The 19,499-nt window shown below is 32.1% G+C and carries 21 protein-coding genes and 1 tRNA gene; 11 read left to right on the forward strand and 11 right to left on the reverse strand.

Features of this window, described 5'->3' with window-relative positions:
• Positions 1-46 precede the first annotated feature (46 nt).
• The 5 genes from ftsZ to ABTV69_RS08890 all read left to right on the forward strand — a co-directional run bounded on the left by ftsZ (position 47) and on the right by ABTV69_RS08890 (position 4,239).
• Positions 47-2,041, forward strand: a complete 1,995-nt coding sequence (ftsZ, locus tag ABTV69_RS08870) for a cell division protein FtsZ (protein ID WP_433835530.1) — start codon at positions 47-49, stop codon at positions 2,039-2,041.
• Positions 2,042-2,290: 249 nt separating this feature from the next.
• Entirely contained in the window at positions 2,291-2,740 is a 450-nt protein-coding gene (locus ABTV69_RS08875) for a GatB/YqeY domain-containing protein (protein WP_433835532.1), read from the forward strand.
• A 79-nt stretch (positions 2,741-2,819) separates the two neighbouring features.
• A tRNA-Arg gene (locus ABTV69_RS08880) sits at positions 2,820-2,893 on the forward strand.
• Between the two features lie 242 nt (positions 2,894-3,135).
• On the forward strand, positions 3,136-3,693 hold the full coding sequence (locus tag ABTV69_RS08885; protein WP_433835534.1) for a suppressor of fused domain protein: 558 nt from the start codon (positions 3,136-3,138) through the stop codon (positions 3,691-3,693).
• An 84-nt stretch (positions 3,694-3,777) separates the two neighbouring features.
• A complete protein-coding gene (locus tag ABTV69_RS08890; protein WP_433835536.1) occupies positions 3,778-4,239 on the forward strand; it encodes a DUF3805 domain-containing protein in 462 nt (153 codons plus the stop codon).
• A gap of 191 nt (positions 4,240-4,430) precedes the next feature.
• On the opposite strand, the gene ABTV69_RS08895 is transcribed toward ABTV69_RS08890, so the two are convergent.
• Positions 4,431-5,318, reverse strand: a complete 888-nt coding sequence (locus tag ABTV69_RS08895) for a hypothetical protein (protein ID WP_433835538.1) — start codon at positions 5,316-5,318, stop codon at positions 4,431-4,433.
• Between the two features lie 221 nt (positions 5,319-5,539).
• On the opposite strand from ABTV69_RS08895, the gene ABTV69_RS08900 reads away from it, so the two are divergent.
• Positions 5,540-6,829: an endonuclease V gene (locus ABTV69_RS08900; RefSeq protein ID WP_433835540.1), complete on the forward strand. Its 1,290-nt coding sequence runs from the start codon at positions 5,540-5,542 to the stop codon at positions 6,827-6,829.
• Positions 6,830-6,870: 41 nt separating this feature from the next.
• On the opposite strand, the gene ABTV69_RS08905 is transcribed toward ABTV69_RS08900, so the two are convergent.
• The 8 genes from ABTV69_RS08905 to ABTV69_RS08940 form a co-directional block, all read right to left on the reverse strand.
• The gene (locus ABTV69_RS08905; RefSeq protein ID WP_433835542.1) at positions 6,871-7,056 is read right to left on the reverse strand and encodes a hypothetical protein; all 186 of its coding nucleotides are present in this window, start codon (positions 7,054-7,056) and stop codon (positions 6,871-6,873) included.
• An 18-nt stretch (positions 7,057-7,074) separates the two neighbouring features.
• Positions 7,075-7,512 carry a hypothetical protein gene (locus tag ABTV69_RS08910; RefSeq protein WP_433835544.1) on the reverse strand — a complete coding sequence of 146 codons (438 nt, stop codon included), beginning with the start codon at positions 7,510-7,512 and terminating at the stop codon, positions 7,075-7,077.
• 16 nt (positions 7,513-7,528) lie between these two features.
• Positions 7,529-8,392: a hypothetical protein gene (locus ABTV69_RS08915; protein WP_433835546.1), complete on the reverse strand. Its 864-nt coding sequence runs from the start codon at positions 8,390-8,392 to the stop codon at positions 7,529-7,531.
• 111 nt (positions 8,393-8,503) lie between these two features.
• Positions 8,504-9,013: a hypothetical protein gene (locus ABTV69_RS08920; RefSeq protein ID WP_433835548.1), complete on the reverse strand. Its 510-nt coding sequence runs from the start codon at positions 9,011-9,013 to the stop codon at positions 8,504-8,506.
• A 105-nt stretch (positions 9,014-9,118) separates the two neighbouring features.
• Positions 9,119-9,583, reverse strand: a complete 465-nt coding sequence (locus tag ABTV69_RS08925; RefSeq protein WP_433835550.1) for a DUF962 domain-containing protein — start codon at positions 9,581-9,583, stop codon at positions 9,119-9,121.
• Positions 9,584-9,628: 45 nt separating this feature from the next.
• Complete coding sequence (locus ABTV69_RS08930; RefSeq protein ID WP_433835552.1) at positions 9,629-10,876, reverse strand: TMEM143 family protein; 1,248 nt, start codon at positions 10,874-10,876, stop codon at positions 9,629-9,631.
• A 503-nt stretch (positions 10,877-11,379) separates the two neighbouring features.
• On the reverse strand, positions 11,380-11,814 hold the full coding sequence (locus tag ABTV69_RS08935; protein ID WP_433835554.1) for a hypothetical protein: 435 nt from the start codon (positions 11,812-11,814) through the stop codon (positions 11,380-11,382).
• A 165-nt stretch (positions 11,815-11,979) separates the two neighbouring features.
• On the reverse strand, positions 11,980-12,444 hold the full coding sequence (locus ABTV69_RS08940; protein ID WP_433835556.1) for a hypothetical protein: 465 nt from the start codon (positions 12,442-12,444) through the stop codon (positions 11,980-11,982).
• A 251-nt stretch (positions 12,445-12,695) separates the two neighbouring features.
• Here ABTV69_RS08940 and ABTV69_RS08945 point away from each other — a divergent pair, with 251 nt between their 5' ends.
• The gene (locus ABTV69_RS08945; RefSeq protein WP_433835558.1) at positions 12,696-13,118 is read left to right on the forward strand and encodes a DoxX family protein; all 423 of its coding nucleotides are present in this window, start codon (positions 12,696-12,698) and stop codon (positions 13,116-13,118) included.
• 126 nt (positions 13,119-13,244) lie between these two features.
• Here ABTV69_RS08945 and ABTV69_RS08950 read toward each other — a convergent pair whose 3' ends face one another.
• Positions 13,245-13,958, reverse strand: coding sequence for a LytR/AlgR family response regulator transcription factor (locus ABTV69_RS08950; RefSeq protein WP_433835560.1), 714 nt, complete (start codon positions 13,956-13,958; stop codon positions 13,245-13,247).
• Complete coding sequence (locus ABTV69_RS08955) at positions 13,934-14,929, reverse strand: sensor histidine kinase (protein ID WP_433835562.1); 996 nt, start codon at positions 14,927-14,929, stop codon at positions 13,934-13,936. The genes ABTV69_RS08950 and ABTV69_RS08955 overlap by 25 nt, the downstream gene beginning before the upstream one ends.
• A gap of 169 nt (positions 14,930-15,098) precedes the next feature.
• Between ABTV69_RS08955 and ABTV69_RS08960 the strand changes: the two genes are divergently transcribed.
• The 4 genes from ABTV69_RS08960 (at position 15,099) to ABTV69_RS08975 (ending at position 19,195) form a co-directional block, all read left to right on the forward strand.
• Complete coding sequence (locus tag ABTV69_RS08960) at positions 15,099-15,344, forward strand: hypothetical protein (protein ID WP_433835564.1); 246 nt, start codon at positions 15,099-15,101, stop codon at positions 15,342-15,344.
• A 239-nt stretch (positions 15,345-15,583) separates the two neighbouring features.
• Positions 15,584-17,113: a SulP family inorganic anion transporter gene (locus tag ABTV69_RS08965; RefSeq protein ID WP_433835566.1), complete on the forward strand. Its 1,530-nt coding sequence runs from the start codon at positions 15,584-15,586 to the stop codon at positions 17,111-17,113.
• A 241-nt stretch (positions 17,114-17,354) separates the two neighbouring features.
• On the forward strand, positions 17,355-18,263 hold the full coding sequence (locus ABTV69_RS08970) for a helix-turn-helix domain-containing protein (protein WP_433835568.1): 909 nt from the start codon (positions 17,355-17,357) through the stop codon (positions 18,261-18,263).
• Positions 18,264-18,355: 92 nt separating this feature from the next.
• Positions 18,356-19,195 carry an SDR family NAD(P)-dependent oxidoreductase gene (locus ABTV69_RS08975; RefSeq protein ID WP_433835570.1) on the forward strand — a complete coding sequence of 280 codons (840 nt, stop codon included), beginning with the start codon at positions 18,356-18,358 and terminating at the stop codon, positions 19,193-19,195.
• The last annotated feature ends 304 nt before the right edge of the window (positions 19,196-19,499 follow it).

A 19,499-nucleotide genomic window follows, 5' to 3' on the forward strand; every position in this document is an offset into this window, starting at 1 on the left:
TCAAGAAGTAAAAAATGTACTTAATAAGAATTAAAAAACCAAAAAGATGATGAGCAACTCAGAATTTGGAAGTATTTCATTTGATTTACCAAAAAATCAATCAAATGTAATCAAAGTAATAGGTGTAGGTGGAGGCGGAAGTAACGCAATTAACCACATGTTCAAACAAGGTATTAAAGGCGTAGATTTTATCGTTTGTAATACCGATTCGCAAGCGCTTCAAAATAGTTCGGTACCCAATAAGATTCAGTTAGGAGTTAATTTAACTGAAGGGTTAGGAGCAGGAGCAAATCCAGACGTAGGACAGCAGTCTGCTATCGAAAGTATTTCTGATATTGAAAAAATGTTGGACCGCGGTACCAAGATGGTATTTATTACTGCTGGTATGGGTGGAGGAACTGGAACTGGTGCAGCTCCGGTAATTGCGCAATTAGCAAAAGAAAGAGAAATATTAACAGTTGGTATCGTGACTATTCCGTTTCAATTTGAAGGGAAAGTACGTCAGGAGCAAGCGATTATTGGAATCGAGAAATTGCGTAAGCAGGTCGATTCTTTAATTGTAATTAACAATAATAAATTAAGAGAAGTATACGGAAATCTTGGTTTTAAAGCTGGATTCTCTAAAGCGGATGAAGTTTTGGCAACAGCCTCTAGAGGTATTGCTGAAGTAATTACGCACCACTATACTCAAAATATCGATTTACGTGACGCGAAAACTGTTTTGGCTAACAGTGGGACTGCTATAATGGGGTCTTCTGTAGCTGAAGGCGAAAACAGAGCTAAAGATGCTATCGTTTCGGCTTTGGATTCTCCATTGTTGAATGATAATAAAATTACGGGTGCCAAAAACGTATTGTTGCTTATCGTTTCTGGAACTAATGAGATTACTCTTGACGAAATCGGAGAAATCAACGATCATATTCAAGCTGAAGCTGGTTACAATGCAAACATTATTATGGGGGTTGGTGAAGACGAAAGTCTTGGCGAAGCTATTGCTGTAACTATTATTGCAACAGGTTTTGATGTTGAACAGCAAAATGAAATTGTAAATACAGAACCAAAGAAAATCATTCATACGTTAGAAGATGAGCAAAGAAGTGTTCATAATCTAACAAATAAACCACTTGCATCTTTCGATTTAACTGTTGATACACCAACAACGAAGGTTGAAGATAAAGTTGTTTTTGATTTAATTGACGACGACGAAACTTTTACTCCGACTCCAGTTCAAGCTGTTGCTCCAGCTATCAATCAGGAAGAGTTAGTGGTTATGTCTGAGTTTATCAAAAATCTCGATGTAACTTTCGAAATTGTTTCGCCAATTACAGATATCGACTTTACAATTTCTGCTCCTGAAGTTCCAGCAGCAAGAGAAGTGCAGCAGGTACAAATGCAACAGCCGCCAGTGCAACAGCAAAGAGTTTTTGAAAGAGAAGAACAAACAACATTCTCTTTTGATCTTCCTTTGTTCAAGCAAGAGCCTATTAAAAGAGAACCAGTTGTTGAAGATAACAGAGTTTTATTTGAATTGACAAATGAAACTCGCGAGATTAAAGTAAATGATCCAGTTCAGTTTGTTCCGGTAACTGAAGTTTCAGACAACGGAATCATTAAATATTCTCTAGAAGAATATATGGAAGTTGAAAATGATTTATTGGCTTCTAAACCAGTTGAAAAAGTAGTTGAAGAGACAATTCCAGAAGAATTAAATATCACATTGAAACCAAGACCTGATTTTGCAAGTCAGCCTGATTTCTCTACAACTTCTGAAGTTTCTCCTTTAGAATTGACTATCGAAGAAACATTGCGTTTAAGAGCTGAAGAAAGAAGAAAGAAACTAAAAGAGTTTAACTATAAATTCCATAACAACGTTTCTAGAATTGACGAATTGGAAAAAGAGCCAGCTTACAAAAGATTAGGAATCGATTTGTCTAATTCTCAATCTAACAATACCAATTCTAGAATTTCTGTTGGAACAGACAGTAACAATGATCTACAATTGCGTTCAAACAATTCATTTTTGCACGATAACGTAGATTAATTTTAGAATCATAATATTTGGTAACCCGAAAATTGGATTTAATTTTCGGGTTATTTTTTTTATCTTCGCACAGAATTTCAAAATTTGACTTTTAAATAGTATTTTTAAAAACAATATTGTCACCCTGAGCGAGTCGAAGGGCTTCTTGTCAAAATAGCTTCAGCCTGACAAACTATAGTAATAGTCGAGAACAAATTCCAAATAGATTTCAATTAATAGGCTTTGGCTTATTTCAAATAAAACATAAACATGAGTTTACAAACACAAATCATGGACGAAATTAAAAACGCCATGAAAGCAAAAGATACTGTAGCTTTAGAAGCTTTAAGAGCTGTAAAATCTGAATTATTATTGGCTTCAACAGCTTCTGGATCTAAAGAAGATTTATCTGAAGAAGATGAAATTAAATTACTTCAAAGATTGGTTAAAACTCGTAAAGAAAGCGCAAGAATCTTTACAGAGCAAAATCGTCCAGATTTAGCAGAACCAGAATTGGCTCAAGTTGCTGTAATTGAGAAGTTTTTACCAGCTCAATTAAGTGAAGCAGAAGTAGAAGCTGTAATCGCAAAAATTATTGCTGAAACAGGAGCTTCTGGAATTGCTTCAATGGGTAAAGTAATGGGATTAGCATCTGCTCAACTTGGCGGAACTGCTGAAGGAAAAACCATTTCTACAATTGTAAAGAAATTATTATCATAAATAATTTTAGATTTTAGAGTGTAGATTTTAGATTTCAATAAGCAATCTAAAATCTGCAATTTAAAATCATAAATTAACTGACCTCGTAGTTCAACTGGATAGAATATCAGATTTCGGCTCTGAGGGTTGGGGGTTCGAACCCCTCCGGGGTCACTATAAAATTTGAAAGCCTGCAAAGTATATATTTTGCAGGCTTTTTTGGTTCGAAAATTAGGTTCATAATTTTTATTCTGTATTTACGCTAATTTTGGTTTGAACTCTGTCAAGTTTCTAAAATTTCTATAAGAACGTTTTATTTGCATATTGACCATAAAGTTATTAAGTTCACTTTATCAAATAATAGTTTAAAAGATTGATTTGACATTAAAATTGGTTCTATTTCACAATAAAAGTAAATGCAAAAAGAATATTCTACAAACTTAACAGATCACTATAATTCCTATTTTGGAATTGTTGGAAAAAAAATGAAATGGGAAATAGGTCCTACGTGGAAAACTCATCCTGAGTTCTTCGTTTTGGAATTTGCTCCAAATAAAGTTCACAACATGTGGACATATTGTACTGTTGGAATGTCAGCCGATTTAATAGATGATAACTTAATTGAGTTAGTTATTTATTCTCCGAGACAAGATAATTCTTTGGTTGAATTATTGACTGTTCATGCTTCTCATCACAGACTGACACCTTTTAATATTCACCATACCTCAAATATTGGAAGGCCTTGGCTTGAAAATTCTATTTGTGACCATGCATTTATTTCATTTCCCTATCTTGACGGAGATAATCTTGAAATTTTTCATTTTCAAGAAAAGGTAATTCATTGTTATTGGCTTATTCCGATTACACAAGTAGAAAGAGATTATAAAATTGAGTATGGTTGTGAGGCATTAGAAGAATTGTTTGAAGAGAAACAACTTGATTACTTAAATCCATTGAGAAACTCATTGGTGTAAATTATCGATTAGCAAAATAAAAGATTAATGCAGTTGATAAGAATGTTTATATCATATATCGAATAGTGCTTTAAATAAATGAAAGTGAAACAAATTATATTAATGCTAATTCTCATCGGTTTAACTAATTGTTCTAACAATTTGAAAATAAAACAATACAATTCTGAATATAATTATTCCATGAATCTTCCTGAGAATTGGAGTGAATATGAAACTGATGAAAAAAACACTAACGCCTTTTTTGATACTACAAGATGGACAGGAAACTTACGAGTAAGTCCCATGGATTATAAGGTTAAAAATCCAAAAGAATTCTTAAGAGAAACGTTAGCTGAAAATAATGGACAGGATATTAAATGGAATAATATCAATGGAGTCTATTATATTGAAAATGAAAAAAATGAGGTAATTCATTATTGGTATTTGATTGAAAATAACAAATTTTACGTTTGTTCCTTTATTATTGGAAATCTTAACGGAAAAACTGAAATAGAAGAAGAATTAAATAGGGTTATTGAAATATTAAAATCAATTAAATCAAAATAACATCATTGTTACTAATTTAAAATCCGCCTACTTAGTAATTGACAGAAATATAAAATTTATATGGATTTTTTTGAAAAGGCAGGTTTTGAACTCCAAAAAGAGAGACCAATATTTCATTCTGAAGATGATTTGTAGCTAGTTCTTGCTGCAGTAGGTTTGGAATACATTGTATTTGTCATCTGCTGTTTTTTCTATTTTGTTATTAAATCTTCGGGATAATATCCATAGCGCATATATACTTTTCCTTCATTAATTTCAAAATAAGGCTCTGGATAAGTGACTTCTAATTTTTGGTGAGATTGCCAACGAGTAACAGTGATTGGTTCAGCCATTTCAACTTTATGCGGTTCTTTGTTGCTTTTTCTTTTAGTCGTATCATATTCCTCAAAAACAGGTATGGCCCACCTTCCATTTTTCATTTTGTAGACGGGCTGATATTGATATTTTTGATGAATTAGTTCATTGCAATATTTGCCAACAAATAAGAGAACATTTTCAAATTCATCGTATCTCACCATTGAAGCATGGTCGTATGATACAAAATCAATAATCTTAAAATCAATATTTTTAGAGAACTTTTTTAAAATTTTATACTTTGATTTATTTTTTGAATCAAAAGGGAAACTATTGCAATATCTTTGATTCTCCACAGGACTAACTTCTATTTTTTTTCCAATGAAAATATATATATCTGGGTCCACTTCATTGCAAGGAATATATTCTACACAAGGTTCACGCTGTAAAATTACTTTTATCGAATCTTTTTTGGAGAGAAGATCAGATATTGTGTGAGTTTGTGAAATATAATCTAGTTCACTAAAAACCAATTTGTCTTTGATGTCTGCAGTAAAAGAAAAATTGCCATTATCGTCCGAAAACCTTACTAAGTCCTCATTTTTCCATATTTTTTGATATTCTAAAGTTGGAAAATTTTTGGGTAGTTTTTGTAAAGTATCATTTAATACAATTAATATATTTCCCCGCTTATCTGAAGTTTGCGCAATGCCTGACACGTTAACTTTTTGCGAATACGATATTTGTAAACTAAAAAATAGGGATAATAAAAATAGTATTTTCATTATTTGATTTTATAAATTAGTTTAAACAATTAATTAGTTTAAACAATTAATTAGTTTTTATGTATTACGTTTCTATTTTGTTAAAATAGGAGATGATTTGTATGGGGCTGACAAAATAGTAAGTTTCATATGTTATCAAATATAAATATAATTACGGATTATAATACATGGTTATTTCAAATTATAATCATAGGTTTACATCTATCAACTTTATTAAAATAATGGACGAGATCATAAATTATTATCCTAAAAAAAATAAAATCTCTACAGATAGTACATCTTCTATTAGTAAAATTAGAGAAGTCATTACAGCTAAAGAATATAGGAGAGAAGCTATTGTAAACCGGACATTGCATGGAATTTCATTTCATACCACTGAAAGTTTTTTTTCTATTGTAATTTACCTTTATGGTGATCATAGATATTCTTTTCATATCTATAAAGATAGTTTTCGCACCTTTCCTGATAAACTTTATATTGCTTATGATTTTGATACATTCGATCTAATATTGGATTATAGAGTTTTTGATGATAAAGGTAAAAGACATCATTACGAAGGATATGATTTTACGAGGGAAGATTTGAATTATGACGAGAAAATAAAATACAGCTCTGAAGTGCTGCAGGTTTATTTTGATAATAAGGAAATTTTTCATCAGAGAGGCTTATTTGTAGGTTCTTATTCGAGTCACAACAATCCGTTTGGTCTCACTCGCGAAGCAGATGAAGCACGTTTAGGAAAAGCATTGTATGGATATTTGGTTCAGGAAAGCATGAAAGAAGTATTAGGGCATACGGTAGAAGATGATTTTATGGAAAAATATGTTCTTCAGAACGAAATTGCCGAAAAAATCATTGCCGAAGATCAAATTGAAAATCCAATAAAATATATCGCAGGTGTTAGCGTGGCGTATGACGATATAGAGCAAAAAATGGTTTCGGCTCTAATGGTAATGGATGTTGAAACGCAAGAAATTGTCGATCAAGCATTTTCAGAATCAGAAGATATTACCGTTCACGTTCCTGATTTATTTGCCTATAATGAAGTTCCTTCGGTCGTGAAAACATTTGAAAAACTCAAAATAAAACCGCAATTAATCTTTTGTGACGGACATGGTATTGAACATCCAAGAAATGTTGGCTTAGCGACTCATTTAGGAATCGAATTGAATATTCCGACAATTGGCTGTCCGAAGAAAAGGCTTGTTGGTTATTATGAGAAAAGCAATTTAGGACCTGTTAGAGGAGATCGTGAAGATTTGTTTTTTGATGATAAAATCGTTGGCAAGGCTTTGCGAACACAAGAAAACAGCAATCCGATTTTTGTTTCTATCGGACATAAAATAAGTCTAGAAACAGCAATGGACTGGGTTATAAAAACAACAACTCATACTCGAGTTCCTGCCGTAGTTCAAGAAGCTATTAATTTGACAGAACAGCTTTTACCGCAAAGAATTAGATATGATTTTCAAGATGATGAAGTAAATAAATATGGAATTATAAAAAATTAAAAAGCCTATTTTCAGGTTGAAATAGACTTTTTATAATGTTTTTACTTCTTCTTTCCAGAATTTTTTATCAAATAATAAACAGAAAATACAAATACAACAATATAAATAACTGCCAATGCAGGATTCTCAAATTTTAGACTTTTGAAATCAAATTGTTTGAATAAGGTTACGCCTAAAATGATCGCAATGATCCAAAAAACAAATGTGATTGGTTTTTTATTTTCCATGGTTGTTAAATTTTAAAATTAATAATCTTCAAACGACTTATCTTTATCCCATTTTTTCTGATTTAAATATTTCCTGCAAGAATCATAACGTTTTATTATGGCTTTTTCGGGATTTGTATTGTATTGAAAAATCCATATTTCATTTTCTATAATTTTGAGTCTGCGAAATTTCCGTGTGTCACAGGCATCTAATGAACAAATGTGTACAGATTTTTTCTTTAAAATTGTTTTCCCATTTGTGTCAATTATCCGATCGACAATAATAATTTTTTTGTGAGGTAATTTCCAAAAAATAAATTTTCGATCTTTCTCTTTTACTTCCGATTTTACAGTTGCATTTTTAAGAGAGCAATTGTGTGTTTTGAGATTAACAACTTTATCTCTATTAGATAATTTATTAGCATTTACTGTTTGAAGTAAAAAGAAACTAATTATAATTAATAATGTTCTAAACATTTAATTAAGTTAAGATTTACAATTTATCCTGTTTTGTCCTTAATAAGTCCGATATTTTTTCATTCTTAAAGTTCTCTAGAAATAAATTCACTAGCGGTACCGTTGGACTTTTCGGATATTTTTTTACAAAACGATCAAACTCTTGAATATTTTCCGGATAGATATAGATATTATCTGTTGCACGTTCTGCTGTCGGAGTATTATCCTGACCAATCAGATAATCCATTTGATAATTTTTGTATTCTTCTTTTACAGCTGGAATCAATTTTGAATTGGGATATTTAGCCATAAAATTTTCCCAAGAAATGACTCTGTCGCCCAAATCTTTAAATGATATTGCAAGTCCTGCATCTGCTGAGTAAAGCGATTTGTTTTCTTCGCTTTTTAAATACAAATAATCTTTATAATCGTCGGTAACATAGTTTTTGAAAATGGTATAATAGAAATCGGGCAGAGGCTCAATTTCAACATATCCTTCTCCAATTTCCCAATATCGCAATTGATGTTCAGTAAGGTTTTCGCCTAAAAGCTGTACCGCTTTTTTGTCGGCTTCATCTTCATTATAAAATTTATCCAATACTCCAGTTTCTTTTCCGGCTATCTGCTGTAATAAAGTACCGTTTTCTTCAAAATATTTTTCATACAAGGCGTTGGCAGCTTCTTTATTAGGCAATGATTTTAATTGATGTACAACTTCATTTTTGTTTTTAGTAAATAATCGAATCAAGTCAGAATCTGATTGTCCTGTTTGTACAGAATTATGAACTTTAGTGCTGTCTTTCTTTTTTACTTCAATTTTGTCAGCAACGCTTTTGTTATCTGTTTGTTTGCAAGAAGAAAGTAAAATTACAGCTGTAATTGCAATAATGGATTTTTTCATTTTATAGGTTAAATTTATAAGCGACTTCGAAAAAGTTTTTTAAAATAAAAAGGACAAAAAAGATAAAATTCTTCTTTTGTCCTTTGTGTTTTTTACTGATTTTAAAGAAAGTTAAAGCGAAATTCGTTTAAATTCTTTCATTCCTTCAAATTCTTTATATTCTTGATATAGGTCAATTCCAAGAATGCTCCATTTTCTAGTTCCTCCAATATGATACTGAAAAACACCTTTTCTTTCAGTTTTATTGATATCAATGTATAATGTAGACCATTCTGTTCCACTAAGAAAACCAGTTCGTCTAATTAGTGCTGAGCGTACATTTTCGCCATCAGTAATTGCATTCAATTTAAATTTGGAGCACACATCATCTTCAAGAATAATGTCCGAAATAAACGTGTCACGATTTGAAGACTGCGTTTTTGTCTCTCTGTTTTCAAATTCAAATTTTTTATCTTTTTCTTCATTGTCTGGTCGTGTAACAAAAGATAAAGCAAAAAATGAAAAGAGAATAGCAACAGGTAACCCCACTTTTTTACGAATCTCTGCCGCTTTTTTTGCAGAAAAAACAAAAAGCCCGATAAACAGTCCAAGATTTAATATTCCCCAAATTAATTGTATCATGATTTTTATTTTTTGGTATATCAAAAATACATTTTTATTTTAAAAATAAGAGAATACTTATTTTTAATTGTTCATGAATGCATATTATTTGGAAAGTGAATTAGTTTATTTCTTCGAAAACAAATTCTCGACCACCCAAGCAGGACCAATCAATAAAAACTGAAGATCTTTTAAGAAAGAAGGTTTTTTGCCTTCGATATTGTGTCCATAAAATTGACCAACCCACGCCAAAGCGAAAACAATAAGCGAGAAAATCCATAGCGGAAAAAGTTGAGAGATGTAATAATTAACAACTAAGCAAAGAATAGAAAAAATGGCAATTTTGATTGCCATTGCAATTGATAATCTGATGTAGAAAACCAGAACAAAAAGCAAAACAAGAAATGCCCAATTTTCGATAATAGGTGCATTCAATTGTAAAGTATTAGCGATTATCGCACTCGGAATACTCATAAGTAAACCAACAATCGAAAAGTAAATGGCAGGAACACAAATATAATGTATTGCCTTGTTTTTTGGGTTCTGATGACTTACGGCATATTCTGCAAACCATTGATCTAATGTTCTCATTTTTGTGGTTTTAAGGTTAGATGCGTAAATCTAATGAAATTTCTTTTATGTTGTTTGAGAACTAACTTTCTGATTGTACTGAAAAACATTGTCCCACAATTCGTCAATGGCAATAAGCGCTTCTTGGAGCGGAATTACAGTCCATTTCCCATTGTTTTCAATTCCTAAACCAATGCTTTTTAATTTTAGTAAAGCGTCGTTTACGTCAAAATCTAGATCGGTATTTAGTTTGGTTTTAAACCAAGATTCAATTTGATTGTCTAGTTCTTCAGCAGTTAAAGATTCTTCGCTTTTATGTAAAAAAGTGTAGGCTAGAATGGTTTCTTTTAAAGCTTCTTCTTCCGAAGAATTTAATAAAGAATAAAATGCACCGCTGTTGTTTCCAACATTTTTAAAATACAAACTGTCTGAAAGTGTTTTTGAATATCGAATTTTCTTGTTGATGAAATTGTTGTATTGGCGAAAACAATACGCTCCCAAAATTCCCAACGCAATTAAACCTTGGTTTAAGGAAGTTTTGCTATTTAATAAATCGATTGTTTCGCCTGTTTGATACGCTTCGTACATATTAATCAAGGCAGGAATCACTTTGGCGCTTAATAATGAAAGTCCACCAAAAACACCTGGAACCCAAAGCAGTAATTTATCCTTCAAAGACATTTTCGGGATGGCATTTGGGAAAATAGTTTCAAGATCGTTTTTAGGCACGCGCTTAAAAATCTTCAATGCGATAGAACCTGGATCAATTGGCATTTTGCCTAATTTGACTTTCTTTTCTTTAAGATAAGCTGCATCGCTGTAATTCAAATAAATTAGAACACGATCGTAATATTCGATTTCAACTTCCTTGGTCCAGAAAAAGTATTTTTTTATTTTTTCTTTCGTTTTATGATGCCCTCGCGCGTAGAGTTCGAAATCTTTAAAAGCATTGAAATCAATAGAAAGGTTTAGACCAATCAAATCAGATTCGTTAAAAGCGTCGTTCAGAGCTTTCTGATTGATTCTATAATAATTTCCACGTTCCAAAACTTTAAGCAGCGTTTCTTTAAAGACAGGAAAATTGCTTTTATTGATAAACTGTTCACGTTCTTTTTCGCTTAAATCGGGATCATAAAGTGCGTAATGCTGTTTTAAATTTCGATTAAGATTAAAAGACTCGTAATGATAATAATGCTCGATTATTTCGAACAGCTTCTTAAAATCACTAACCTTTTCTCCATCCTCAGCAAAAGTTAAAATTTGCTGTTCTAGTAAAAATTCTTTGTTAAACGGAATGTAATGTTCTCTAGTCATTTGGGCTTCAATTTCACGGCATTTACAGAACGCAAAAATACTGCCTGAAATTTGATTTTACAGTTTAAGAGGGATATTTTTTTAACCGAAAATGCGCAAGATTATTTTCTAATTGGATTGTCTACAATTGCATAGTTCGAAAAGTTTTGTGGTAAAATAGTTTTCCCGCAGATTTTGCAGATTAAGCAGATAAAATGAAATCTCTTAGATCTGCCAAATCTGCGAGAGAAAAATTTAACGGACATTTCGTAATCCTTTGCGAACTTAGCGATTAAAAACAAAAAAAAGTGAAATTTCCAATCGGTACCAGCGATTTGAAATTCCACTTTCTGTTCCAAAAAAAAAGTGACAAAAAATTAAGAAGTCTTCTCGAAGAAAACTTTATAGAAACTAAAAATTATTCAGTACAATATTATCGCTAAATAAAAATGTAGGTAAGAGTATTTATACCTGTTTTTTATAAAATGCTTTTCTTTAGTTTTTAAAAAGAATTTAGATTGGAATTACTTTTTTAAAACATAATATTTTACGGAGGCGATTTTCATCGATTTTATCAATCCAATATTTAATGAACTTTCTTGGTCAAATGTAAAAATGCAACTTGATTTGGCCTCAATTCCATTACATGGTGATGAGGCATTTGACGCAAAACTTCCAACAGATTCTTTTCCATCAACATTCAAAGTAATATACGGATAACCAACAACATTAAAGTTATTAAGATTGTTCAATTTTATTTCCATCTGTAGTCGATTCGTATTTTTACCTGTGTCTGGAGTAAAGACGAAATTTAAAATTTCATAAGAGAAATTCTCAAGTTCTTTGGTGTTTTCTTCCAGAGGTTTAATTTCAAAATCACAAGGTACTTCTTTCTCATATGCGGGTATATAAGACGATCCCGATGGTGTTTGAACAACGACTTCAGGTATGGTGATCATTTTTGTACAATCTCCTGAGGAACATCCCAAAAGCAATATAAAAGATATTGCTAAAAAAAGCGATTTTAAAGTTCTAATCATATGTATATTGATTTGCGAATAATGTGTGGAAAATAATCAAATTATAGTATTTGATACTTTCAAAAATGATAAAAGTGGAACTTTTTAGTTCAATTCAGATTTTTTGAGATCGATTACACCTTGAATGTATTTTATTAGTTCTTCTTTGGTTACAGCAAAATTTGCTTTCTCGGCTTCGGTGTTTAAGTACAAATTGGCAATGTTTTCTGCATCAAGATTTTGAGTAAGGAAATGATGCTCTGCGAATGCGATAAGATGATCTACAAAAACTTCGCGTTGTTTTCCTTTTTCGACAGTTTCAGGATCGCCTTCTTTTATTTTTTCGATTGTAGATTCTGGTAAATCTATTGTGAGGTACATGCAGTCAACAGCAACTTTCGAAAGTATTTCTTTGGGGACTCTTCCTGTTGCATCGCAGTAGGCGCATGGCGCGGGAACCCATTTTAATTGTCGGTTTAAACGGCGAATATCATCCCAATCAACAAATCTTTTTCCAAGACATCTGGGACATTTTATAGTAGATCTTGTACGGAAATTAAAAATGCGCATTGGTTTGTAATAGGTTAGGGGGTTGGTTACGCAGCGAATTTAAAGAATTAAGTAGGAAAAGTTGCTTGTTTAAGCATTTTTTTTAAGAAAACAATTAACAAAATTGCAAGATTGTAAATTGGTTAAACGTAGGAATATTCAAAAAACAATATGGGTATTAAATAAAAAAGCTTTTGAAAATATACAAAAAATCTCACTTTATTTCCTTTAAATTTGATAGAGAATTCATTTATAAAAAATAATCTTTACATATGGAAAATGTTAAAACTTCAAAACTGCAGAATGGTATTCGAATATTTTTGGGATTGTTTATGATAACAGCTGCGATCGGACATTTTACTTTTCAGCGAACAGATTTTCAGGCGCAGGTTCCCAATTGGGTTCCAATGGACAAAGATTTGGTTGTGATACTTTCTGGAATTGTCGAAATTATTTTAGGTTTGGCAATGGTATTTTTAACCCAATACAAAGTGAAAGTCGGAATAACGCTGGCCATATTTTACGTTTTAGTTTTCCCTGGAAATATAGCACAATACCTAAACGGAACTTCTGCCTTTGGACTCGGCACCGATCAGGCGCGTTTAATACGATTGTTTTTTCAACCCGTTTTAATTTTTCTGGCTTTATGGTCAACTGGGGCACTTGCTGCGTTGTTTGGAAATAAGAAATATTGAGAGTGAATCTTCTGGCGTTGATTTACATTTTGGATTTTGAATGTTCGATTAAACAAAAAAGCCCAACTTTAAAAAAGTCGAGCTTTTCAAAAATTATCTAATTATCTAATTGACAAATTATCTCAATTACCGAACAGGTAAATTGTTTAGCAGAATCTGATATTTCCTTCCCACAGGAATTATTTCGTTATTGCACATCGTTAAAGTTTTCGAAGTTACACTTGCAATTTTTTCTGTGTTAACAATATATGAACGATGTACTTGTACAAAATTTACACTATCAATTTCTGAAGCAATACTCGAAAGCGAACCGTAAATAATATGCGGTAAATTGAGTTTGGTGCTGTACAATTTCATATAGTTTCCTAAACTTTCAATATACAGAATATCGCAAATGGGCATTTCTATATTTTGTCCGTTCAGGCGATACGAAAATACTTTTGCGTTGGTTTGGACCTCTTTTTTAAGACTGTTTCCAGAAAAATAGGTTTTGGCTTTTTCTATAGCCTTGGCAAATTTGTCAGGCGAAATTGGTTTTAAAAGATAATCGATCGCATCGTTTTGGTAAGCAGAAAGCGCATAGTCAGAATAAGCGGTTGTGACAATCGTAAGCGGACGATTGGGTTGCAATTCCATTAATTCTACACCCGAAATTACAGGCATATTTATGTCTAGAAAAATAATATCATATTGGTTTTCGTTGAGCAGTTTTATGGCCTCCATACCATTAAAAGCGCTTCCAGAATGTTCCAGTTCGTCAAATTTGGAGATGTGCGAAATCAAGGCTTTGTGTGCCGGCGATTCGTCATCAATTATCAGACAGCGGTAGGTAAGTGCCATATGCTCAATTTTACAATAAATAGGTTCTTTTCTTTTTTACAGCTTAAAGTATGTTTTAAACCATAAACTTCCAAACGTCTTTTTAGATTTTCAATTCCGATTCCTGTGCTCGAAAGTCGAGATTCTGTATCCAAACAATTATTTTTAAGCGTAAAACACAAACTTCGGCAATTTACTTTTAAATCGAGATTTATAAAGGGCTCAGCCGTTTCGGCAGAAAACTTTACCGCATTCTCTACCAAAGGCAGAAAGAACAAAGGCGGAATCTCGATTTGATCGTGAACGCCCTCAATATTTTGTGTTACAGCGAGTCTTTCGTTTCTAAACGTATAATATTCAATATATTTTTTTATAAAACCGATTTCTTCCTCCATTAAAACAAAGTCTTTTTTAGAGGCTTCAATTTGGTAGCGTAACAAATCTGAAAGATTCAGTATTCGATCGGGAACTTTGTCAGGTTCAGCAAGCGCTTCTCCGTAAAGGTTGTTCATAGCATTCAATAAAAAATGCGGGTTCAGCTGTTGTTTTAAAAACGAAAGTTCCGACTTGAAATTCATAATGTCTTTATCGGCCTGACTCATTTTTTTGCTAATAACGATGTGCAGAAAATAGAAAAAACATCCGTTTATGATAAGTGATACAATCTGTAGCGTTTTTAAATTTCCTAATCCGACAAGAGGGAAAAACCAATTCATAAAAAAGTAAAAACCAGTCCAGTAAACCGCAAGAAGCGTGAAAAAGATTTTAAATCTCTTATGAAATAAAAAAGGATTGATAATGCAGATGTTGAAAACGGTAATCCAAACAATACACGGAAAATAACCCACAGCAATTTTGCCGAGAATATACGACCAGCTATGTCCGTCGAGTCTTATTTCGTCATAAATACAGGCCAAAATGACCAAATAAACGAGGGTATTTACGATTAAGTTTCTGAGAAAAAAATTCTGGTAGATTTTTGCAATTGTCATAGTGGCAAAAATAATATAATCATATAGTTTGGAAGCATTTATCAAGAATAATTTATACCAACGCCATTCGTATAAATCATACGCCGTTAGTATAAAAATGCTGTATTGATAGCGGTTTGTAGTTTATTTTTGAATTAAAATTTCTATAATCTTTTTAATAAAAAATAAAATGTACCAGTTTAAAGAATTACAAGAGGCAGATTTTGCAGTAGAGATTTTTAAAACCAATATTCAGAAAGAATCCGATTGCGATTATGTCATAGCGGTGATACAAAATCAGTTTCCAGATTATAAAATTAATTTTGATCTAGAAGATTGCGATAAAATATTAAGAATTGAAGGTGTTGATTTACAATATGATAATATTGTGAGTCACGTTTGCGATTTGGGTTATACTTGCGTGAGATTGGAATAATTATATTTTAAATCAGGTGTAAATACGCTAACGTATTTGCTTTTTTTGTAAGTATTTTGTGCAATATTCTAACTCTAAAAAATAATACTGAAATGATAAGTTTTATACTTTCTCTTTTTCTTTTTCTTGTTGAACAGTTATTCTGATTTAGCTGTTTTTTTCTTTATAAGTTCCCTTAATGCTTTTTATCATATAAAAGGTTTGTTCTTTTTTGCGTATAATTTGTTTAATTTTGCGCCATGAAAAAAGCATTCCAACTCTTCGATTTTAGCCAAAAAATCAATTATAAAAACGAAATTTTAGCAGGTTTAACTGTAGCAATGACCATGATTCCAGAATCGTTGTCGTTTGCTATTTTAGCAGGTTTTCCGCCTTTGGTTGGACTGTACGCTGCTTTTATTGCCGGTTTAGTTACCGCTATTTTTGGAGGTAGGCCAGGAATGATTTCGGGCGGAGCAGGAGCAACGGTGATTGTTTTAATCGCCTTGATGAAATCGCACGGAATAGAATATGTTTTTGCAGCCGTTGCGCTTGGTGGCGTTGTCCAAATTTGTATCGGACTTTTTAAACTTGGAAAATTCATTCGATTGGTTCCGCAACCCGTTATGTTTGGTTTTGTAAACGGTTTGGCAGTCGTGATTTTTATGTCGCAATTGGAACAGTTTAAGACAGTAATTAATGGGCAGGTTTCTTGGCTTCAGGGAACTCCGCTCTACACTATGTTAGGTTTGGTTGCTTTGACGATTGCTATAGTTTTAATTTTTCCGAAGATTACAAAAGCAGTTCCAGCATCTTTGGTTGCCATTATGGTCGTTTTTGCGTTGGTAATTGTTTTTAATATTGAAACCAAAACGGTAGAAGATATTGCCTCAGTTCAAGGCGGATTTCCTCCGTTTCATATTCCGAATATTCCAATTTCTTTTGAAACTTTTAAAGTCATATTTCCGTATTCGGTTATTGTGGCAGCTGTTGGTTTAACGGAAGGTCTGCTTACGCTGAATTTAGTTGATGAAATTACGGGTACAAGAGGAAACAGTAATAGAGAATGTATTGCGCAAGGAAGTTCAAACATCTTAAACGGTTTTTTCTACGGGATGGGAGGCTGTCCTATGATTGCACAAACTTTAGTTAATCTTGGAGCAGGCTCAAGAGCAAGACTTGCTGGAATTATTGGCGCTTTGACTATTTTAATGATTATTCTTTTTGGTGCTCCTGTAATTGGGAAATTGCCAATGGCAGCTTTGGTTGGAGTCATGATGATGGTTGCTATTACGACTTTTGAATGGGCAAGTTTTAGGATTATTAATAAAATGCCGAAACACGATATTTTCGTCGGAATTCTAGTTGCTGTAATTACCATTGTATTGCATAATCTAGCTTTGGCAGTGTTAATTGGTGTAATTATTTCAGCGTTGGTTTTTGCTTGGGAAAGTGCAAAAAGAATCCGTGCAAGACATTATATCGATGAAAACGGAATAAAACATTACGAAATCTACGGACCGTTATTCTTTGGTTCAACCACTACTTTTTTAGAAAAATTCGATATTCAGAACGATCCGAATCATATTATAATTGATTTTAAAGAAAGTCGTGTTTCAGATATGTCAGCAATTGAAGCTTTGAATAATTTGACGAAAAAATACAATCAGTTACAGAAAAAAGTGGAATTAAAACATTTAAGCGAAGATTGCAGACAATTGCTAAAAAATGCTGATGCCGTTATTGATGTAAATGTGATTGAAGATCCGACGTATAAAGTGGTTTCTTAATTAGAGAATGTGTCAATTTGATAATTGGAAAATTATCTTAGCAAACGTATATTATTTGTTGATAAACCCAACCCGACAGGTTTTTAAAATCTGTCGGGTTTATTGTTTTATAAGGAATCAAGTTTTGTCAGGCTGAGCCCATTCGACTTCGCTCAGGGTGACAGATAGGATGTCTAATTTTCTAATTGACACATTCTCAAATTATCTAATTAAAATAATTTGATTTTTATAACTTTGTAAAATGAAGCTAACAGAAACATTAGAAGATTTTTACACGGTTAAAATCAACGGAATGCCTGAGAATCTGAAAAAAGAAATCGGACATTTTAATGTTTTTAAACTGGATGAATACGTTGGAAGTACTTGCAGTCCATTGCCTTATACTCGAAAAGACTTTTATAAGATAAGTTTAATCATTGGTAAAAATAAGGTTCATTATGCAGATAAAGTCGTAACGATAGAAGATCAGGCTTTATTTTTTGCAAATCCGCAAATTCCGTATAGTTGGGAACATATTGATGAAAATCAAACTGGGTTTTTCTGCATTTTTACTGACGCATTTTTTAGCCAGTTTGGGAATTTAAAAGAATATCCTTTGTTTCAGCCAGGCGGAAATCCTGTTGTTCCCGTTTCTGTGGAATTAGCAGAATCTTTAAAGACAGTTTATTTAAAAATGTTGGAAGAAATCAATTCTGATTATGCTTTTAAATATGACGTGCTTAGAAATCTGGTTTTTGAAATTATTCATTTAGCATTAAAAACACAAACTGTAACGGCTTCATTATACAGTAAATCGAATGCTACCATCCGAGTTTCTTCTTTGTTTTTAGAATTATTGGAAAGACAATTTCCTGTAGAATCCATTTCGCAGCAAATTAATTTTCGTTCGCCTTCAGAATATGCGAGTCAGTTAAATGTGCATGTGAACCATTTAAATAAAGCCTTAAAGGAAACAACTGGAAAAACTACTTCTCAAATTATTTCAGAAAGAATAATTCAAGAATCCATGATTTTGCTGAAACAGACCAATTGGAATATTAATGAAATTGCGTGGTGTTTAGGTTTCGAAGAATTGTCTCATTTCATTAATTTCTTCAAGAAAAATGTTCAAGTTTCACCCAAAACCTATCGATTAGCAGAAATTGATTGATTTTTGTAACTTCTTGCTTGATTGCTTTAATTTTTAAGAAGCACTTCGCCAATATCTTTGTCCTGTAATTATAAACGTAAAAATTTAAAATCATGGGAAATAACAAAGTTTGGTTTATCACAGGTGCGTCAAAAGGACTTGGATTAGAATTAGCTAAAAAATTATTAGCAGAAGGTTTTAAAGTTGCCGCAACGTCAAGAAATGAAGTTTCTTTAATTTCAGAATTAGGAAATGCGTCAGATAATTTTCTTCCTCTTGAAATGGATTTAGTTAATGAAAAAAGCGTAAAAATAGCAATTGATAAAACTATAAATCATTTTAAAACAATTGATGTTTTAGTAAACAACGCAGGTTACGGATTGTTAGGAGCTTTAGAAGAGCTAACAGATGCTGAAGCTAGAAAAAACTACGAAGTAAATGTTTTCGGATTATTAAATGTAATTAGAAATACAATGCCAATTCTTCGTGCGAATCAATCGGGACATATTTTTAATATTTCTTCTGTTGGAGGATATTTTGGAGAATTTCCAGGTTGGGGAATTTATTGCTCTACAAAATTTGCGGTTGCAGGTTTAACAGAATCTTTAGCAGCAGAAATAAAACCTTTTGGAGTTCATGCTACAATTGTTTATCCAGGTTATTTTAGAACCGATTTCTTAAAAGATAGTTCGCTTTTAGTGCCAGAAAATCCAATTGAGGAATACAAAGAAGTAAGACAATCTCAAAGTGCGCACAAAGATGATATAAACGAAAATCAACCGGGAGATCCAGTAAAATTAGCTGAAGCTTTAATTAAAGTGAGTCAAGATCAAAATCCGCCTTTGCATTTATTTTTGGGTGAAGATGCTTTTAATATGGCAAATCAGAAAATTGCAAGTGTTCAAAGTGAATTAGGGAAATGGAAAGAGGTTTCTGTTGGAACTAATCTTTAATTAGAAAATGTGTCAATGTGGTAATGTGTCAATTTGATAATTAGATAATTAGATAATGATTTGACATATCGCATATCTGTAGAGAAGCACTGCAGTGCGTCTAACATTTGCAAATTTAAACCCGACAGGTTTTAAAAATCTGTCGGGTTTAGTTCTTTTTATTTGTTTATTTTGAATTACCTCCAGATTTATCTGGAGGAATAAGATGAATAATGAAAAAGGGCTTTAGCCAAACTTTGTAGTTTGGCTAAAGCCCTTTCGTATTCTATAAATTAACCTCCAGATAAATCTGGAGGCAATTGAT

The sequence above is a fragment of the Flavobacterium anhuiense genome (assembly GCF_050990855.1).
Taxonomy (GTDB): Bacteria; Bacteroidota; Bacteroidia; order Flavobacteriales; family Flavobacteriaceae; genus Flavobacterium; species Flavobacterium anhuiense_C.

Excerpts from the sequence above, each read along its gene's own strand:
- ftsZ (WP_433835530.1), top strand. The coding sequence starts at position 47 with ATGATGAGCAACTCAGAATTTGGAAGTATTTCATTTGATTTACCAAAA.
- ABTV69_RS08875 (WP_433835532.1), top strand. The coding sequence starts at position 2,291 with ATGAGTTTACAAACACAAATCATGGACGAAATTAAAAACGCCATGAAA.
- ABTV69_RS08885 (WP_433835534.1), top strand. The coding sequence starts at position 3,136 with ATGCAAAAAGAATATTCTACAAACTTAACAGATCACTATAATTCCTAT.
- ABTV69_RS08895 (WP_433835538.1), bottom strand. The coding sequence starts at position 5,318 with ATGAAAATACTATTTTTATTATCCCTATTTTTTAGTTTACAAATATCG.
- ABTV69_RS08900 (WP_433835540.1), top strand. The coding sequence starts at position 5,540 with ATGGACGAGATCATAAATTATTATCCTAAAAAAAATAAAATCTCTACA.
- ABTV69_RS08905 (WP_433835542.1), bottom strand. The coding sequence starts at position 7,056 with ATGGAAAATAAAAAACCAATCACATTTGTTTTTTGGATCATTGCGATC.
- ABTV69_RS08910 (WP_433835544.1), bottom strand. The coding sequence starts at position 7,512 with ATGTTTAGAACATTATTAATTATAATTAGTTTCTTTTTACTTCAAACA.
- ABTV69_RS08915 (WP_433835546.1), bottom strand. The coding sequence starts at position 8,392 with ATGAAAAAATCCATTATTGCAATTACAGCTGTAATTTTACTTTCTTCT.
- ABTV69_RS08920 (WP_433835548.1), bottom strand. The coding sequence starts at position 9,013 with ATGATACAATTAATTTGGGGAATATTAAATCTTGGACTGTTTATCGGG.
- ABTV69_RS08925 (WP_433835550.1), bottom strand. The coding sequence starts at position 9,583 with ATGAGAACATTAGATCAATGGTTTGCAGAATATGCCGTAAGTCATCAG.
- ABTV69_RS08930 (WP_433835552.1), bottom strand. The coding sequence starts at position 10,876 with ATGACTAGAGAACATTACATTCCGTTTAACAAAGAATTTTTACTAGAA.
- ABTV69_RS08935 (WP_433835554.1), bottom strand. The coding sequence starts at position 11,814 with ATGATCACCATACCTGAAGTCGTTGTTCAAACACCATCGGGATCGTCT.
- ABTV69_RS08940 (WP_433835556.1), bottom strand. The coding sequence starts at position 12,444 with ATGCGCATTTTTAATTTCCGTACAAGATCTACTATAAAATGTCCCAGA.
- ABTV69_RS08945 (WP_433835558.1), top strand. The coding sequence starts at position 12,696 with ATGGAAAATGTTAAAACTTCAAAACTGCAGAATGGTATTCGAATATTT.
- ABTV69_RS08950 (WP_433835560.1), bottom strand. The coding sequence starts at position 13,958 with ATGGCACTTACCTACCGCTGTCTGATAATTGATGACGAATCGCCGGCA.
- ABTV69_RS08955 (WP_433835562.1), bottom strand. The coding sequence starts at position 14,929 with ATGACAATTGCAAAAATCTACCAGAATTTTTTTCTCAGAAACTTAATC.
- ABTV69_RS08960 (WP_433835564.1), top strand. The coding sequence starts at position 15,099 with ATGTACCAGTTTAAAGAATTACAAGAGGCAGATTTTGCAGTAGAGATT.
- ABTV69_RS08965 (WP_433835566.1), top strand. The coding sequence starts at position 15,584 with ATGAAAAAAGCATTCCAACTCTTCGATTTTAGCCAAAAAATCAATTAT.
- ABTV69_RS08970 (WP_433835568.1), top strand. The coding sequence starts at position 17,355 with ATGAAGCTAACAGAAACATTAGAAGATTTTTACACGGTTAAAATCAAC.
- ABTV69_RS08975 (WP_433835570.1), top strand. The coding sequence starts at position 18,356 with ATGGGAAATAACAAAGTTTGGTTTATCACAGGTGCGTCAAAAGGACTT.